Source organism: Oceanobacillus zhaokaii (assembly GCF_003352005.1).
Lineage (GTDB): Bacteria > Bacillota > Bacilli > Bacillales > Amphibacillaceae > Oceanobacillus > Oceanobacillus zhaokaii.
Genome location: NZ_CP024848.1, coordinates 4,038,967 through 4,056,671, shown reverse-complemented (window position 1 = coordinate 4,056,671; position 17,705 = coordinate 4,038,967). Strand labels below are relative to the sequence as shown.

The following is a 17,705-nucleotide window of genomic DNA, read 5'->3' as shown; positions in this document are numbered from 1 at the left end:
ATAATTGTAACTAAGGCAGTCAGAGTAAGTCTCGGTTAAACCCTAGTTTTCTAAAAAAGGAAGGTAACAGATGGTGGAGGAAAACGTAACCCGATTACATATAGACAATAAAGAGATTATTCTCATTGGTACTGCTCATGTATCGAAGCATAGTGCAGAACAGGTAAAAGAAGTGATTGAATCAGAACGTCCGGATTCTGTCTGTATTGAGCTTGATGAACAGCGGTATGAATCGATTACTGAAGGAAATAAATGGAGCGATACGAATATATTTAAGGTAATTAAGGATAGAAAGGCAAGCCTGCTGTTAATGAACCTGGCGATATCCTCTTTTCAAAAAAGAATGGCAAGTCAGTTCGGCATCAATGCTGGGCAAGAAATGATTCAGGGAATCGAATCTGCAAAGGAAACGGGAGCGAATCTTGTACTTGCAGACAGGAATATCCAAATTACCTTTTCGCGAATTTGGGGAAACATCGGTTTTAAAGGGAAATCGATGCTGCTTGCGCAAATCGTTGGCAGTGTATTTAGTAAAGAAAGCATCTCAGAAGAAGAACTGGAAAAGATGAAAAATCAGGATACGATTAATGCGATGCTGCAGGAATTTACGGATTATTTCCCGAAACTTAAAAAGCCATTAATCGATGAACGTGACCAGTATTTAGCACAAAAAATCAAGAAGGCTCCCGGCGATAAAGTTGTCGCTGTCTTAGGTGCTGCACATGTTCCAGGGATTACCAAGGAAATACATAAGGAGCATGATCTAAAACAGCTAACGAAACGGCCACCTAAGCCGAAGTGGCCAAAGGTGGTTGGCTGGTTGATTCCATTGTTAATCATTGCAATGGTTGTATATACCTTTCTTTCGAACCCTGTCGCAGGAATGCAGCAGGCGACAAGCTGGATTCTTTGGCATGGCGCTCTATCAGCACTTGGTGTAGCGATAGCACTTGGCCATCCAGTAGCAATTATCACGGCGTTTGTAGCAGCACCGATATCGGCACTTGATCCACTCACAGCTGCAGGCTGGTTCGCCGGATTTGTCCAAGCATATTTCAGTAAACCAACAGTACGAGATTTCGAACGTCTATCAGAGGATGTTTTTAGTTTTAAAGGATTCTGGAAAAATAAAGTGACCCGGGTGTTACTCGTTGTAGTGTTCGCTAACATCGGAAGCTCACTCGGAACGTTTATTGGTGGTGCGGATGTTGTTCGGTTGTTTATCGATAACTTGATAAACTAAAAGAGATAAAGCTAGAAACCCAGCTAACTTCACTTAAGAAGTAGATTAGCTGGGTTTTTTATTAATTTACTTTTAGTCATGAGCAGCTATTGCGTCTGCTTTCGTTCTATGAATAGTAGCTAATGGATACTGTGGCGGGGCATAGATTGTATAGAGTTTTAGTGCTTTATCACCTGTATTTATCAAATTATGCCATTTTCCGGCGGGAACGATAATTGCGTCATCATCATGCACTTTTTCCAGAATATAATATTTGCCTCTCTTATCTCCGATTTGAACGATTCCTTGACCATCCTCAATACGTATGAATTGATCGGCGTTAGGATGAACTTCTAAACCGGTGTCTTCCCCGATATTAAGACTCATCACAGTAACTTGCAAATGATTACCTGTCCATAAAACTGTACGAAATGTATTGTTTTGCTCCGCTGCCTTATCAATTTTCACTATAAACGGTCCTTTTCCAAAATCCTTTAAATTACTTCCTTCTTCAACTGGTGTTTGTAAATAAAGATTTCGATTGGCATATGCGCTACTCTCAGTAAAACCCCAGTACATAGGTTGTCTCGTGTTGTAGGTATATATTGGTGTATTGACGTAATAAGGGTATGGATACACATAAGGAACAGCGTACATATTGCTCATTCCCCTCTCAGATTCATTCCGCCTAAATGGGCAGTAAGTTATTAAATATCTTATTCGCAATGTTAAAGGAATGTACCTAGATTGAAGACGTTCTATAGAAATGATTGGCAAACCTAGCCAAAAAAATAGTAGCACTCTCTGTTGAGAAATGCTACCTAATCTGAAAAAAGATAAACATAATGCCTTCCAAACTATGCACTTTGTTTTATTCCACCAACAACTTTCTCCATGCTGCTTATCTGTCTTCTTAGGATGAAATGATAGGCAATCATCGCGAGGATAATACTTAGAGCACAGTAAAGATAAACAGATCTAAACCCTTGACTTAGTGAAACGAATCCGAAGATGACAGCACCCAAACCGCCACCTAGATCTTTGGCAGTAAAGAAGGTAGAATTCCCTACACCTCTTCTATCCGGCGGGCAAAGTCGAATCATCACTGCATTTAATGTTGGATCAACTGATCCTAAACCTAGTCCATATAAAATGGCTGAGATGATAAAGGCGGATAATGATGTTGCATAAGCCAAAACGACAAATGATAGCACAATCATAATCATACCTGGGATGATAACAAGTGAATACCCGTATTTATCGGCCAATTTCCCACCTGCAATTCTCGTAAACAATAGAGCGAATGAATAAACTGTAAAATATAATCCGATATCTTCTATCCCTAGTGAAAGTGCATATATTGGGATGAACGTCAATGTTGCACCCATCGCAACATAAATAAATATCGTAACTAGGCCGGTTGGCAATGCTGTTTTTTCATACATAATCTCCGAAAGCTTTCTTTTTACTTTAGGATTGGATAATTCATGCTCAGACTCATTATTCTTCCGCTCGTAATTAATAAAAAAGCTGCAGAATAATGCGATGAAACCTAGAATAGATGAAACGATAAATAGCAGATTATAATTATAATTCATGATGATAAACAAGCTTAAAGCAGGCCCTACAGCAGTAGCCAGAGTATTCGCTAACCCAAAATAACCGATTCCCTCTGCTAATCTGCTTTTTGGAACAATATCGGAAACAACGGTGCCGGAAGAATTGGTTGTTGCACCGAAACCGAATCCATGGAACGCTCTTAATAAGAGCAATAGACCGATGGAAAGGGCGAATACATAAGAAAGGCTAAGGATAGCTGATATAACACCGCCGGTAATCAGTACCATTCTTCTGCTCTTTTCGTCGATTAATTTACCAAAAAGCGGACGAGAAAAAATAGCAAATAGCATAAAAAGCCCGAAAAGTAATCCTGAGATGGAATTATTCCCGCCAAGATGGATTGCGTATAGCGGAAGTCCTGTTAATAACATATTGTTAGAGATGGATGTAAATAAAGAGTAGATAAACGTTAGAATAAAGTATTTCGTCCATAATTTTTCTGAAGTATTCTTTTTTCTTTGCAAAGGTATGAACCTCGATTCTTATTTTCATATGTAATGGGTCGTTTTTATTTTTCATGGAAGCGTATTCAATATAATTTTCTAGTTTCCCCTTGCAAAGGCTCCAAAGTAGAGACATAAGCACGTAAGCTGGGTAGGACAACAGAATTCAAACAGGGTGTAAACTACAATGTGGTACAGTTGTATTGGTATTTGGTTAGGTTAAGTATAATGAATTATTTAAACATTTGTCAAGGTGGTAATAAGGGACCTGTCCCCATGTCCCAACATTTGTATTAAAATTGTAAATTTTTTCATATTATAACTGTAATCTACTACCTGATGTTGTACACTTGAATATAGGTCTATTGGGGGAGGGAATGTGCTTGGGGAAGTTTACTAAAAAAGAGAAGAGCTGGATGATGTATGATTGGGCAGACTCTGCTTATTCTATTATTATTACAACCGCTATTTTTCCAATCTATTATAAAGCCGTTGCAGGAAATGCAGGTGTCGCTGATGTAGATTCAACAGCATATCTAGGGTATACGATTTCGATTGCAACGTTAATATTAGCGCTGCTCGGGCCGATTTTAGGTACAATCGCCGATTATAAAGGTATGAAGAAAAAGTTCTTCCTGTTTTTCTTCACGATGGGTACATTAGCAACAATATCACTTCTATTCGTCCCAAGTGATAGTTGGATTTTATTATTAATTATTTATACGTTTACCTCTATCGGGTCGAGAGGTGCGGTCGTCTTCTATGATGCTTTTATCGTCGATGTAACAACGAAGGAGCGGATGGATGATGTTTCGGCAAGGGGATATGCTTTAGGCTATATAGGGAGCTCGATTCCCTTTGTTTTGAGTATTACCGTTATCATGCTGTCACAGCTGGAAATCATCCCGTTATCAGCAACAACCGCGAGCCGAATTGCCTTCCTAATCACGGCGGTATGGTGGATGACTTTTGCCATTCCAATGATAAAAAACGTCCATCAGCTCCACTATGTTGAGCGTGAACCAAGAATTATTGCAAGCAGCTTTAAACGTCTTTGGCAAACATTTCGTGATATAAGGCAATACCGAACGATATTCATCTTTTTAATCGCTTATTTCTTCTATATTGATGGTGTTGGTACAATTATTTCGATGTCGACAGCATATGGAACCGATTTAGGACTCGGTGCGACTGATCTGATTATTGCATTATTAGCTGTACAAATTGTTGCCGCTCCGTTCGCAATATTATTCGGGTACCTTGCCAAGAAATTCGGTGCGAAGCGGATGCTCTATACCGGTATTTTAATTTATATCATCATCTGTATTTACGCAATATTTTTAGAAACGATTACCGACTTCTGGGTTCTGGCTATGCTTGTGGCAACCGCACAAGGTGGTATTCAGGCACTCAGCCGTTCGTATTTTGCACAAATTGTACCGAAAGAAAGAGCGAATGAGTTCTTCGGATTTTATAATATCTTCGGAAAATTCGCTGCGATTCTTGGTCCATTTTTAGTCGGACTAACCGCGCAAATTACTGGAAACACTTCCTATGGTGTATTTAGTCTGATTATATTATTTATCATCGGATTTATTGTTCTAATCTTTGTGCCAGATAATAGGGCAGCGGAATAAAGTACATAAAAATGACTCTCCCATATTAGCGTTGGGTGAGTCATTTTTATTTTGCATTCGTTTTGGTATGTAGATTCTCCAGTTTGTTAAGCAAGCCGTCTAGCTCCTTGGAAATAGCAACAACTTGATCGTAATGCTCGCCCTTTTCAAAGGCATGATACATTCTCGATCTTAACCGCTCAATCTGAAGCTCTATTGTTTGCCTCGTTTTTACTATTTTGATCACACCCCTAATACTGTTTATAACCAGAAATAACCATTTTGAAACCAAATTAGAGAAATTTTTCTTAATTTGTGAAAAAACTAGGAGTAAAGTTTGCAAGGCTTTAAAAATAGGATTTCATTGGAAGTGTTTAGCCTGTAACAGAGTCCTATAGTCTCAGGAAATAATTCATTTTGCTTGCGATATAGGGTAAACTCTAGTTAGAAGCTTTTGCTAAGTCTAAAACATCATTGCCAAAAGCAATGAGAAAAGGATCGGAAACTAAATGAAAATTTCAATTGTAACTGTCGGAAAACTAAAGGAAAAATACCTTAAACAAGGCATCCAGGAATATTTAAAACGATTAACTGCCTATGCAAAGGTAGAGATCATTGAAGTAGTAGATGAAAAAGCACCAGAAAACATGAGTGAAGCGGAAATGCTGGAAGTGAAACGGAAAGAAGGAGAACGGATTTTATCTCATATTAGCCAGGACACATACGTCATTACACTAGAAATAAACGGGAAGATGCTAAGCTCTGAGCAGCTGGCAGCGAAGATGGATGAGCTCGCGATATATGGGAAAAGCAAGATTGCGTTTGTTATTGGTGGATCGCTTGGAATTAGTGAAGAAGTACAAAAGCGTAGCGATATGGGGTTGTCGTTTTCTAAGATGACGTTTCCTCATCAGTTGATGCGACTGATATTGGTGGAGCAGGTGTATCGGGGGTTTCGGATCATTAGAAATGAGCCATATCATAAGTAAATGAGGGCTCTTGGATAATTTAAAGGCAGAAATACACATAGTTATATTTCTGCCAGAATCATTAAATATACAACGATAGAAATTAGATAGTTCTATCTACTTACATAATAGTTTCATTAAAATATCTATATCTATGAATTGATTATTCTTCTCGTCTTCATTGGGGAGTAACATTAAACCGGAAATGACTGAGAAGTAGAGCATCAAAAGCTTAGTTGAGTCACCTTTACAAAAGTCACCGGTCTCCTGGCCATTTTTAAAAATGGAGATTAATTGCTCGTTTAAAGTAGGGCTTGGATATTGTTGAACAATTTCTTTTGCCTTGTCAGGGACTACATCAGAAATTTGTACTTGTTGTATAAGCATAAACGAATGTCTATTACTAGTATGGAGCATTCTTTTGGTTAATTCTTTAATTTTTCCTGAAGGAGAACCAGCCAAATTTGCCAACGAAGCATATGCCTCAGCTGTTTCTTCCATTGCATCCTTTACAAGTTCAATAAAAAGTTCATCTTTTGATTGGTAATATCGATAGGAAAGTCCTTGGCTGATGTCTGCTTCTTTGGCTATCATGCTCATTTTTGTGCCAATGAATCCGCGTCGTGCAAATACTTTTAAAGCCGCATTTTTAATTTGTGCTCTTCGTTTATCATGGACTTTGTCCAGTTGGTGATCATTGCTTGGAGGCATCCTATTCACCCATTTCTTTTTTTGTTTCATATCAAATGTATTACTCAAATTTTCGATAACTGAACTTGTTCCTCACTCATGTTCCAAAGTATCCTTGCTAATTCTTTATCCGTTGCTAGTTCTGTTGGTGCCTTCTGCTGTCTATCAGCAAAATATTGGCCATTGAGATTTGAGGTATCCTTTAATTCAGCTAGCCATACCAATGTATCTGCACCTTTCTCGGGGGTACGGGAAAAAAGATTCATTACAGCCATGGTTGACTTGGCCATCAATCCATTGTTTTGATTAAAATTTGTAGCTACCAGTCCCGGGTCGAAACAAAAAACAGTGATATTTGATCCTTCTAGACGGCGTGCTAATTCAGCTGTAAATAGGATATTGGCGAGCTTAGTTTGTGCATAGCGTATGGTTGGGCCGCCTAGATACTTTTTCATCCCCTTATAGAGATGCTCCCCGTTTACATTATCAAAGTCAAAACCTTTTTTTATCATTTTATGGCCATGTGAAGCAGTATTAATAATACGAGCGGATTCACTTTCCTTTAAATGATCCAAAAGCAGTGAAGTGAGAAGAAATGGAGCCAGGTGGTTAACTGCCCAGGTCATTTCCACTCCTTCCTCGGTTTTTTGAAAGGTATCGTATAAAGCGCCCGCATTATTCACTAAAACATCAATTCTTGGACACTTTTCAAGAATTTGTGCAGTGACTTCTCGGATGGATCTTTGAGAGGAAAGATCAGCAATAAAAATATCAATCTTCATTGGTTTCTTTGTCTGCATCCGTAATAGGGTTGAAATCTCCTCCGCCTTGCTTTGATTCCTGGCAATAATCCCTAGATTTGCACAACGTGCTGCAAAGGCCTTTGCAGCCGCAAGTCCAATTCCACTTGTTGCTCCTGTAATCAATACATACTTATTTTGTAAGTTCCATTCCTTTTTTATGGTCTTATCAGTCATTTTTTAGCCACCTTTAGTGAATGAACAATTCATTCATTTTTAAAGAGTATATGCCGTAACTTTTTACATTGTGACTATAAGTTTTAAAATATTATTTATGAAAAATAAAGCAGGAAATCATCTCATTTAGATATATCGCGGTGAGCCATACCATAGGTAGAGGCAAAAATGATTGTAAATAAGGTGGTATGTCGATAGTGGATAAGACTTTAATGTAATGGAAGACCACAAAATGTGGCGTTCTGCATGAAGTAACAAAAGAAGGAAGAAATCATTCTTTGTGTAACCACTTCTTGCTAGAGCCAGTTCCACAAGTTTTAAGAAGTTATTTAGTGTCACTGGATCTAAGCGTTCTTTCATGCTGGGATTTTTGACATCTATAATGGTGCATTCGTTTTCTAACTGACTGATCTCTTGCTGGTAGAATCGTTCCCCTAGACTTTTATAAGGACCTCTTCCCCTTCCCAATTAATCCATCTCATCCCAAGAAACGGACCGATGCCCATTAGACTATAAGCTAACGCCCCGTGGTTTAGTAACTTAAATTCACCTTTTTTATCAGTTTCTTTTAAAGCTAGTAAATCACCTCTCTTATTATAAAAAAACTCGAAAAAACATATTGAAAATTTCAAACAATTCAGTATAATCAAAAATAGAAAAGTGAATCACTTGTCATAAACAGCGAGCAGTACAAATTAGTTAACAAAGAAAGGTATGGAGGCAAGTCAAAAAATGGACAAAGCAGAGGAGATTTTCTAAATATGACCTGTTTTGGGGAGGGGTTAACATGTACATTCCATTACTATTGACAGATTTTTTAGATCGAGCTGTTAAGCTATATGGCGATAAAACAGCAGTCATTGATGACGAAAAGGTTGTTACTTATTTCGAACTGAATGAAAGAGTAAACAGGCTTTCCCATGGGCTGGAAAAAGTGGGGGTAGAAAGAGGAGATCGGGTTGCTATCTTGGCACCGAATACGTTGGAAATGTTAGAAGGGTTTTACGGAGCATTTCAATTGGGAGTCGTTACCGTCCCACTAAATATTCGGCTAAAGCCGATTGATTATTTGTTTATTTTAAACCATAGTGAAACCAAAATCTTATTTGTGGACTATGAATTATACGGTCTTATTGACCCGGTCCGAGATCAGTTAAATGTTGAACAAATCATTGTCCACGGGGGCAGCAAAATTAAACTTGAGGATGACGATCTTGAATACGAAGCGTGGCTGGCCCAATTTTCAGCAAAGCCGTTTGACCGTGCGGAGATGGATGAAAAGGATATTGCCAGCCTGCTTTATACAAGCGGCACGACAGGAGACCCGAAAGGCGTTATGCTTACTCATCGAAACAATTACCTGCAAGCTCTTCAAGTGATGCATCATTTACGTGTAAGTGATCAAGACGTGGTGCTTCATGTTTTGCCTATGTTTCACGTTAATGGATGGGGCTCGATATTTTATTATACAGGGAACGGTGCTACCCAGATCATGCTAAGGAAAACCCGTCCCAATATCATTTTTGAAAAGCTAGAAAAGCATGACGTGACGATTATGCACATGGCCCCTACCGTACTGAATTCACTGCTCCAATATTATGAAGAAAATAAAATAAATATAAAACAACAAAATGTAAGGGTTATCATCGGCGGTTCTGCACCACCTGTCACGTTTATAGCTAAAGTGGAGGAAGAAATGGGCTGGGAATTCATACAGGTGTATGGAATGACAGAAACGTCCCCGCTGACCTTAACATCTATTATCCGCGCCCAGCATTTGGATGAGCCTAAAGAAGTACAATACCGAATGAAATCGAAGGCGGGCTATCAAATGTTATTAACTGACGTGAAAGTAGTCAATGAAGAAGGTGAAGAGGTTGCGCCGAATAGTCAGGAAATTGGTGAGATTGTAATCCGGAGCAACGGTGTGATGGAAGGCTATTGGAAAAATGAAAAGGCGACGAATGAAGTCATCAGGAATGGCTGGTTTCATACCGGGGATATGGGAGTCGTCGACAGTGACGGAAATATAGAAATCGTCGACAGGAAAAAAGATGTTATTATCAGTGGTGGAGAAAATATTTCATCCATTGAGGTGGAAAATATCCTGTATGAACATCCAGCGGTAATCGAAGCGGCCGTAATTTCCATCCCTCACGAAAAATGGGGAGAGACCCCGCATGCCGTTGTGGTCGTTCGGGATGGAGAAGCGGTAACAGAAGAGGAAATCATTGCTTTTGCAAGAGAACGGGTCGCCCACTATAAAGCCCCAACATCTGTCAGTTTTGTAGAAGAACTGCCTAAAACAGGTTCAGGAAAAATACAGAAGGCATATTTGCGAAACGAATTTTGGAAAAGCATGAACAAAATGGTTAATTAAGAAGGTAAGTAGAGCAATAGGGGCAGTTTTTAACATAAGGGAAGGTGCTTTTTTGCTCAAAAGGTAGACACCTCCCCTGCTCTCTTGTCTATTATTTATCCATTCCCATTTGAATATCTATCAGTGTTATTTCATTCGTTTGTATTAAGGCATTTTTCAATACTTGTTCAAACGCATTCAATTGTTTGGGTCTGACTCCCTTTATGCCAAAGCTTTCAGCAAGCTGCACAAAGTCAGGGTTTCCGAATGCCGTACCAAAGCTATGACTGAATTTCTCCTGCATCATTTGTCCCTCTAATTTTAACGTTGAATCATTTAATACAATGATGATAAATGACAGGCCAAGTCGTTTAGCAGTCTCTAATTCCGAAATATTCATTAAAGCCCCTCCATCCCCAGTAATACAAATAACTGGAGCGTCATGGCAAGCTAATTTAGCACCAATAGAACCGGGTAACGCAATACCCATTGAGGCAAATCCATTTGAGATGATGAGTCGCCCTGCCTGTTTTGATTGATAGGTACGAGCGATCGAGAGCTTGTGGGCACCGACATCTGAAATCACGATGGTCTTTTCAGGAGCATTTTTTTCAATAACCGTTAAGATATTCTCAATGGTAAGTGGCAGATTTTCCTTCACATCTAAATCAATTTGATAAGCTGTCTTAATACGTTCCTTTAGATTTCCATTTGGAATCCATGGTTTAGATGGTATATCCAGTTCATTAAGTTCCTGAAAAATCTCATTTAAATCACCAACCAATTCTCCCTTCACGGGGTAATGCTCGTCCATTTCGGCAGGGAGTGTGTCGATATGCAAAATGGGCTGCATCGTTTTATTCCAATCCATAGGCGGACTTTCCACAAAATCAAAACCAACGACAATTAATAAATCCGATTGCTCGATTATTGGTAATACTTCATCCTTCTTTTTAAAACCAAATGTAAAATAATTTAGCTGATGTTCTTTGGGTAAAACTCCTTTTGCCATAAAACTATGGATAACAGGTGATTGTAGGTTCTCTACAAAAGTCAGGAGCCCTGACATAGCATTTTGCCTGATACCCCCGTTTCCCACTATGACAAGTGGCTTTTGGCACTTGCCTATTAATGTACGAGCATCCTCAATAGCTTGTGAAACAGGAGTACTTTTTGGAATAGGCAATACTGGTAATAGGCGGGCTGAAGCCATTTCTGATGCTACGTTCTCAGGTAATTCAATTAAAATAGCACCTGGCTTTTCCATTTGTGCTAATCTAAATGCCCTACGAATGATTTTTGGTATGGTTTGCGAATCTTTAATTTGAACGCTCCACTTGGTAGCAGGTTCAAATATCTTAACTATATCTAAATATTGATGGGATTCTTGATGCTGCCTTTCAAAGCTTGCTTGTCCTGTAATGGCTACAACTGGAGAATGGTCCAGATTTGCACTAGATATTCCGGTCAAAAGATTTGTCGCTCCAGGTCCTAAAGTTGCTAAGCAAACACCAACCCTATTTGTTAGTCTGCCGTAAACATCTGCCATAAAAGCTGCACTCTGTTCATGACGAACATTTATGAACTGAATTTTTTTAGACTTAGATAATGAATCAATCAGGTCAAGAGTTTCCTTACCCATGATGCCAAAAATATACTCAACCCCCTCATTTTCTAAGCACTGAACAAGTACATCTGTTGCTTTCATAAGACCACGCCCCTCTACAAACGGTGTTTTCCCTATTATCCCCTTAAATCATTAAAAAAACCGAACATGCCTACAATCTAAAAAACCTCATTTACTTATGGTAAGGCTCCACGAACCATAGTTGATGACTCTCAATAAGAGTCATTTGTCCTAGATTAATCGAAATGTATATTTCACTCGAATACATTTTTATATACACGCTATCATATACATTTGAAAATAGGCGTATTCACATCTTCAGGCAGAATCGGGATACTAAGCAAGTAATTGTATGCCTAATGAGCAAGTATGATAAAGGGAGGATCAAGATGTATCTTACCGAACGTGAAAAGGATGGGTTACTGATTGTAGTTGCTGCGAATTTGGCAAAAAAAAGAAGACAAGAAGGTTTGAAACTGAATTATCCCGAAGCAGTGGCGTTAATTACATATGAAATAATGGAAATGGCTAGAAGGGGCGGCAAAACAATTCCAGAAATAGAGGCTGCTGGCAGAAAAATTTTAAGAGAAGAGGATGTAATGGATGGTGTTGCATTCATGGTCAAACAAATAAATGTAGAAGCGACTTTTCCAGATGGAACACAACTAGTCGTAATTTATAATCCTATTCAACCATGATAAAAGGCGATTAGCCATAATCGAAAGGAGAATGGCATTGAAACCAGGTGAATATATTTTAAAAAAGGGCTCAATTCCTATTAATGCAGGAAGAGAGACTCGAGTGATTAAAGTGGTTAATAGAGGCGATCGCCCCATCTTTGTCGGTTCGCATTATCATTTCTATGAGACGGATCCAGGACTGGCATTTAATAGAGAGCTTGCCAAAGGAATGCGTTTGAATATTGCTTCTGGGGAAGATGTGCAATTCCCCCCGGGAGAAATAAGAGAGGTTGAGCTTGTAGAGATTGGCGGACGTAAAGAAGTTTATGGTTTTAGAGGATATGTAAATGGACCTGTTAAAAGCATACCTTCCCCAACAGTAAGTGATAAAAGCATTCCAAAGAAAAGCTACGCCATGAAATACGGTCCGACTGTGGGTGATAAAGTTCGTTTGGCTGATACGAATCTTGTGATTGAAGTGGAAAAGGATTATACCGTGTATGGGGAAGAATTAAGATTTGGTATGGGACAAACGATTCGTAGTGGAATGGGGATGTCCGCTCGAGCAACAAGGAAAGAATCGCTTGATCTTATCATTACCAATGCCCTTATTGTAGATTATTGGGGCATTATTAAGGCGGACATTGGCATAAAAAATGGGCGTATTACTGGAATTGGTAAGGGTGGAAATCCTGATATTATGGATGGAATCAGCCCAAATATGATTGTTGGAGCATCAACAGAAGTCATTGCCGGTGAAGGAATGATTGTGACAGCTGGGGGAGTTGACTCCCATGTTCATCAAATATCTCCTGAGATTGTCTTAATCGCTTTACAAAGCGGAGTTACAACGCTGCTTGGAGGCGGTACAGGTAATGCGACTGGGTCAAGGGCGACCAATATCTCTCCAGGGAAGTGGAATATTCAAAGAATGCTAGAAGCGTATGAAGCATTCCCAGTAAACGTTGGGTTATGGGGAAAGGGTAATGTATGGTCGCTTAAACCCTTGGAGGAGCAGATCTTAAACGGAGCGGCTGGATTCAAAATTCATGAGGATTGGGGTGCAACGCCTGCAGTGATTGATAGTTGTCTTAAGGTAGCTGATGAGTACGATGTTCAAGTGTCAATCCATACCGATTCATTAAACGAATCTGGGCATGTTGAAAGTACGATAAGTGCGATCAACGGCAGGGCGATTCATACGTATCATACGGAAGGGGCTGGTGGTGGCCATGCACCTGATATTATGGAAATTGCCAAAGAAAGCTATGTGATGCCAGGTTCGACGACACCGACTCGTCCATTCACCATTAATACCGCTGCCTCCAACTTAGCCATGGTCTTTGTGGCCCATCATTTAAATAGGGAAGATCCGACCCAAGTAGCAATGGCGGAATCAAGAATACGCCCAGAAACACAAGGGGCAGAAGGGATTCTCCATGATTTAGGCGTGTTAAGTATAATGGGATCAGATTCTATGGCGATGGGACATATGGGCGAGATGATAACGAGGACATGGCAAACCGCATCCATTATGAAAGCGAAGTTTGGTCCTTTAAAGGAAGAACAAGGGGACAACGACAATTTTCGGGTCAAACGGTATGTCGCAAAGTATACGATAAACCCCGCGATTACACATGGTATATCGTATATCGTTGGCTCCATTGAGGTGGGAAAATTGGCTGACCTAGTCCTATGAAACCGGAATTTTTTGGTATCAAACCAGATATAGTGGTAAAAGGGGGAGTAATTGTAACGAGTGCTGTTGGAAATGGAAATGGGGCTATTGCAGAAGTTCAACCTATTACGTATCGGCAAATGTTCGGCTCCTTTGGAAAAGTGCCAAAAAACATCTCGATTACATTTATGTCTCAAGCTGCGATTGACTGGAATGTTCCTCAGAAATTAGGTCTTGAGAAGATAATTTCACCTATCCGCAATACTCGTACGATCGGCAAGAAAGATATGATTCTAAATAATGAGACGCCAAACATCGAAATCGATCCCGAAACATTCGTTGTATACCTCAATGGAGTGCCAATACATAATCCCCCTGTTGACCGTGTGCCAATGGGGCAACGTTATTTCTTATTTTAGGGGTATTGTGATGGAAAAAACCTTTTTTCTTTTTCAACTTGTCGATTCAGCTTTTCCAACTGGAGCATTTTCTCATTCGTTTGGTTTAGAAACAACTTTTCAAGAAAATAAAATTAACAAGCCCATTGAACTTTATAGTTGGTTAAAAACTTATATATCTGGAAGTCTAGCTCCTACAGAAGGAGTTGTTGTATATCTTATCTATCAAGCGAAAATAAAAGAGTTCCTAAATCAAGAAAAACCAGAGGACACCGAGAAACTTATTCAACGGCTAGATCGGAAATTAACAGTAAGTAAAATATCATCGGAAACGCGCAACGGCGGTATTAAGATAGGAAAGCGATATTTATCGACTGTTCATACATTATATCCGCAATCGGAGTTGATACAGTATTCACGCTGGATTGATGATCAGCTTTGTTTTGGAAATGCTGCGATTGTCCATGGCTGGATCACTGCTTATTTAGAGGTTGAGGCTGAATTATCGGTGTTCACACATCTCTATGTAAGTATTAATAATTTGTTACAAAGCGCGATACGGCTAACTGTAATTGGTCAAACTGCAGCACAGATGATTTTGCAAAAACTGTACCCCCTTTTAATGGAAGAAGCAGAGAGAATTATTCAGTCAAGCCCTAATGAAGACGATTTATTCACGTATTCTATTATTCAAGAAATCGAAGCGATGCGGCATGAGACGTTATACTCAAGGCTATTTATGTCATGAGAAAAAAAGCTTCCGTTCAAAGAGGTTGAATATACTTCATAATAAATTGAGGAGTGAAAATTATGGGCCATCATCATGATTTTAATTGGGATTATCAAGAATTCAAAGGGGATCGACCGATGCGAATTGGGATTGGAGGACCTGTTGGTTCGGGGAAGACCGCCCTTGTTCAAAGATTGGCATCTGTTTTAAAAGAAAGATACCATGTTGGTGTCATCACCAATGATATTTATACCAAAGAAGATGGCGAGTTTCTGATAAAGAGTGGCGTGCTCCAAGCGCATCATATCATCGGAGTTGAAACGGGTGGTTGTCCTCATACGGCCATTCGGGAAGACATTTCTATGAATCTAGAAGCGGCAGAGGAACTAACAAAGAAAATCGATAAGCTTGACCTGATATTTATCGAAAGTGGCGGTGACAATCTTGCTGCAGCATTTAGTGGGGAATTGGCGGATGTTTTTCTTTATATCATTGATGTTGCCCAGGGAGGGGATATTCCGAGAAAGGGTGGACCTGGGATTAAACAATCAGATCTCTTAATTATCAATAAAATAGATTTGGCACCTTATGTTGGTGTAGATTTGCATTTGATGGAAGCCGATTGTAAAAAACAACGAAACGAAAAACCGACCTTTTTTACGAATATGAAAGAAGGGTTAGGCGTGTCAGAGATAGCAAACTGGATTGTGCAAGAATACTTGGGTAGAGGAAATCTGTAACGTGGGAATGACTGGTGAATGGAAAGGAACGATTAGCGTGATAGGAGAAAAAAACTATCTAATCGATTCCTTTCGCCGCCCCCCTTTAAACGTAGTGAATTCTTCAGGAGAAGATGGTGAAAGTATTGTATATTTAACCTCAAGCTCTCCTGGACTGTTTAATGGAGACCGACAAGAAATTTCCTGCCGGTTAATGGAAGGGGCACATTTAGTTTTAACCGATGTGTCTGCAACGGAGTTACATCCGTCTTTAACGCAAGAGGAATGCCGCCAGAATCAGATTTTTCACTTAGAAAAAAATAGTAAATTTGAATATATGCAAGAACCGTTGATTCCTTTTAAAGGGTCGAATTATGCCGGGAAAATGTCCATTTATATGACGGAAGGAGCGCAAGCGATAGTAGGAGAAACGATTACAGCTGGCAGGGTAGGAAGAGATGAGATATTTGAATATCAATGCTTGAAATCAAGATTCGAAATGTATTGGGATGAGCAATTGCAAGTATGGGATTCTATTCGCCTTAGGCCAGAATCAAATTTAAAAGAAAACGGGGTTTTAGGCGATTTCACTCATATGAGCACATTATGGATATTGTCTGAGCAGATTAAGGCTGAACACTTGCAACATATACAGAATAAGGTTCTTAAAGGCGATGATCTATTAGATGAATATGGCGGGGCAAGCTTTTTGGAAAATAGGGGAATAGTAATTCGAGTACTAGGCCATTCTGTGCAAACGTTGCAAAAGATTCTTAATACCTGTTGGAATTATTTTCGGTTAGAACTTTTTCATATGCAGCCACTTGATTTATTGAAATAAAAGTTTTGCATCCTTCATAAGATATTACCGTAATCGTTGGTTTACGGGTTCGATATGAAAGCAATTCAAATCTAGTTGCGAGGAATCTGCTTGTCAATAAATCTAAAAAAAACTTTCTGCCTAGGGAGAAAGAAAGGCAGAAGGTACCCCTTTGCTCCCCTGCCCCTTCTACATAAATGAAATGTGTATATATGTATTGCAACAAGAGTGTCAGGCGCCTTTAATGGTGCCTGACACTCTTGGTTTGGTTGGGAAGCTAATGGGGTATTTACTTTCATGAGCAAGTTACTTAGCTAGGGGTATTGTAGAAATAAATGAGGGGGAAAGGGATTGATAGCCAACATGTGGTTAAAGAAAAAGTTAATATTGGTTTTCAGTTTGATCGTGGTCTGCTTTTTATCTGCTTGTGCCGAGAAGGAGAAGCTTGCCGACGGATCTGAACTGGTACATAATGATCAATTTGTTTTTGCTGCTTCTGGTGAGTTTAAGCCATTTAGTTATATGAATGATGACCTCACCATGTCAGGCTTTGATATTGAGGTTGGGGAAGCCATTGCAAAAGAATTGGGTCTTAAGCCGGTACAGAAGCGGATCAAATTCAAAGGGATTGTAGAGGGGGTAAAAACAGGACGTGCCGATGCAGCCGTTGCAAGCCACACGATTAATCCAGAACGGAGCGAACATGTTTCCTTCACTACACCTTACTATTACTCTGGACCACAAATTTTCACCAGACCGGACAGTCAAATTAAGACCGTGGACGATTTAGCGGGAAAAGAAGTAGCTGTAGCAAAAGGTTCAACATATGCCGATACAGCCTCTGAGTATACAGACAAAATAAAAACTTATGACAGCGATATCACAGCTTTAGAAGCGTTAAGCAGCGGACGTCATGATGCGGTAATCACAGATTTTGTTACCGGGAAAAATGCTGCAAAGGAAGGGTTTGAGATTAAAGAGCAGCAGTTAATTGAGCGCAGTGAACAAGCAATCGTGCTGCCACAGGATAATCCAAAACTATTGAAGCGAATAAACGAAGCGCTGGAGGAACTCCGAGAAAATGGGACACTAACTCGGATTAGCATGAAATATTTTGGTGAAGACATTACCAGTAAACCGGAATAAATCAATTCGATA

The 17,705-nt window shown here is 39.5% G+C and carries 15 protein-coding genes and 1 pseudogene; 10 read left to right on the top strand and 6 right to left on the bottom strand.

Annotation, left to right across the window (positions count from 1 at the left end; translation table 11 throughout):
* Positions 1–70: 70 nt before the first annotated feature.
* Positions 71–1,243 carry a TraB/GumN family protein gene (locus tag CUC15_RS19735; protein WP_114918293.1) on the top strand — a complete coding sequence of 391 codons (1,173 nt, stop codon included), beginning with the start codon at positions 71–73 and terminating at the stop codon, positions 1,241–1,243.
* Between the two features lie 72 nt (positions 1,244–1,315).
* Here the strand turns inward: CUC15_RS19735 and CUC15_RS19730 are convergent, their stop codons facing one another.
* On the bottom strand, positions 1,316–1,879 hold the full coding sequence (locus tag CUC15_RS19730) for a cupin domain-containing protein (RefSeq protein WP_114918292.1): 564 nt from the start codon (positions 1,877–1,879) through the stop codon (positions 1,316–1,318).
* A gap of 200 nt (positions 1,880–2,079) precedes the next feature.
* Positions 2,080–3,306 (bottom strand): MFS transporter, encoded by a 1,227-nt coding sequence (locus tag CUC15_RS19725; protein ID WP_114918291.1) that lies wholly within the window; start codon positions 3,304–3,306, stop codon positions 2,080–2,082.
* Positions 3,307–3,668: 362 nt separating this feature from the next.
* On the opposite strand from CUC15_RS19725, the gene CUC15_RS19720 reads away from it, so the two are divergent.
* Positions 3,669–4,922 (top strand): MFS transporter, encoded by a 1,254-nt coding sequence (locus CUC15_RS19720; RefSeq protein ID WP_114918290.1) that lies wholly within the window; start codon positions 3,669–3,671, stop codon positions 4,920–4,922.
* 46 nt (positions 4,923–4,968) lie between these two features.
* Here the strand turns inward: CUC15_RS19720 and CUC15_RS19715 are convergent, their stop codons facing one another.
* On the bottom strand, positions 4,969–5,148 hold the full coding sequence (locus CUC15_RS19715; protein ID WP_242985907.1) for an aspartyl-phosphate phosphatase Spo0E family protein: 180 nt from the start codon (positions 5,146–5,148) through the stop codon (positions 4,969–4,971).
* A 262-nt stretch (positions 5,149–5,410) separates the two neighbouring features.
* Between CUC15_RS19715 and rlmH the strand changes: the two genes are divergently transcribed.
* Positions 5,411–5,890, top strand: coding sequence for a 23S rRNA (pseudouridine(1915)-N(3))-methyltransferase RlmH (gene rlmH / locus CUC15_RS19710; protein WP_114918289.1), 480 nt, complete (start codon positions 5,411–5,413; stop codon positions 5,888–5,890).
* A 96-nt stretch (positions 5,891–5,986) separates the two neighbouring features.
* Here rlmH and CUC15_RS19705 read toward each other — a convergent pair whose 3' ends face one another.
* On the bottom strand, positions 5,987–6,610 hold the full coding sequence (locus tag CUC15_RS19705) for a TetR/AcrR family transcriptional regulator (protein ID WP_114918524.1): 624 nt from the start codon (positions 6,608–6,610) through the stop codon (positions 5,987–5,989).
* Positions 6,611–6,624: 14 nt separating this feature from the next.
* Entirely contained in the window at positions 6,625–7,536 is a 912-nt protein-coding gene (locus CUC15_RS19700) for an SDR family NAD(P)-dependent oxidoreductase (RefSeq protein ID WP_114918288.1), read from the bottom strand.
* Positions 7,537–8,323: 787 nt separating this feature from the next.
* Here CUC15_RS19700 and CUC15_RS19690 point away from each other — a divergent pair.
* A complete protein-coding gene (locus tag CUC15_RS19690; RefSeq protein ID WP_114918286.1) occupies positions 8,324–9,916 on the top strand; it encodes a long-chain-fatty-acid--CoA ligase in 1,593 nt (530 codons plus the stop codon).
* A gap of 91 nt (positions 9,917–10,007) precedes the next feature.
* Here the strand turns inward: CUC15_RS19690 and CUC15_RS19685 are convergent, their stop codons facing one another.
* Positions 10,008–11,603, bottom strand: coding sequence for an acetolactate synthase large subunit (locus CUC15_RS19685; protein ID WP_114918285.1), 1,596 nt, complete (start codon positions 11,601–11,603; stop codon positions 10,008–10,010).
* Between the two features lie 308 nt (positions 11,604–11,911).
* On the opposite strand from CUC15_RS19685, the gene CUC15_RS19680 reads away from it, so the two are divergent.
* The 6 genes and pseudogenes from CUC15_RS19680 to CUC15_RS19655 all read left to right on the top strand — a co-directional run bounded on the left by CUC15_RS19680 (position 11,912) and on the right by CUC15_RS19655 (position 17,693).
* Positions 11,912–12,220 (top strand): urease subunit gamma, encoded by a 309-nt coding sequence (locus tag CUC15_RS19680; protein WP_114918284.1) that lies wholly within the window; start codon positions 11,912–11,914, stop codon positions 12,218–12,220.
* Between the two features lie 31 nt (positions 12,221–12,251).
* A pseudogene (gene ureC / locus CUC15_RS19675) lies at positions 12,252–14,299 on the top strand (urease subunit alpha).
* A gap of 10 nt (positions 14,300–14,309) precedes the next feature.
* Positions 14,310–15,026: an urease accessory protein UreF gene (locus CUC15_RS19670; protein WP_162800368.1), complete on the top strand. Its 717-nt coding sequence runs from the start codon at positions 14,310–14,312 to the stop codon at positions 15,024–15,026.
* 62 nt (positions 15,027–15,088) lie between these two features.
* Positions 15,089–15,748 carry an urease accessory protein UreG gene (gene ureG, locus CUC15_RS19665; protein WP_114918282.1) on the top strand — a complete coding sequence of 220 codons (660 nt, stop codon included), beginning with the start codon at positions 15,089–15,091 and terminating at the stop codon, positions 15,746–15,748.
* Positions 15,749–15,755: 7 nt separating this feature from the next.
* Complete coding sequence (locus CUC15_RS19660) at positions 15,756–16,568, top strand: urease accessory protein UreD (protein ID WP_242986024.1); 813 nt, start codon at positions 15,756–15,758, stop codon at positions 16,566–16,568.
* 342 nt (positions 16,569–16,910) lie between these two features.
* The gene (locus tag CUC15_RS19655; protein WP_114918523.1) at positions 16,911–17,693 is read left to right on the top strand and encodes a transporter substrate-binding domain-containing protein; all 783 of its coding nucleotides are present in this window, start codon (positions 16,911–16,913) and stop codon (positions 17,691–17,693) included.
* The last annotated feature ends 12 nt before the right edge of the window (positions 17,694–17,705 follow it).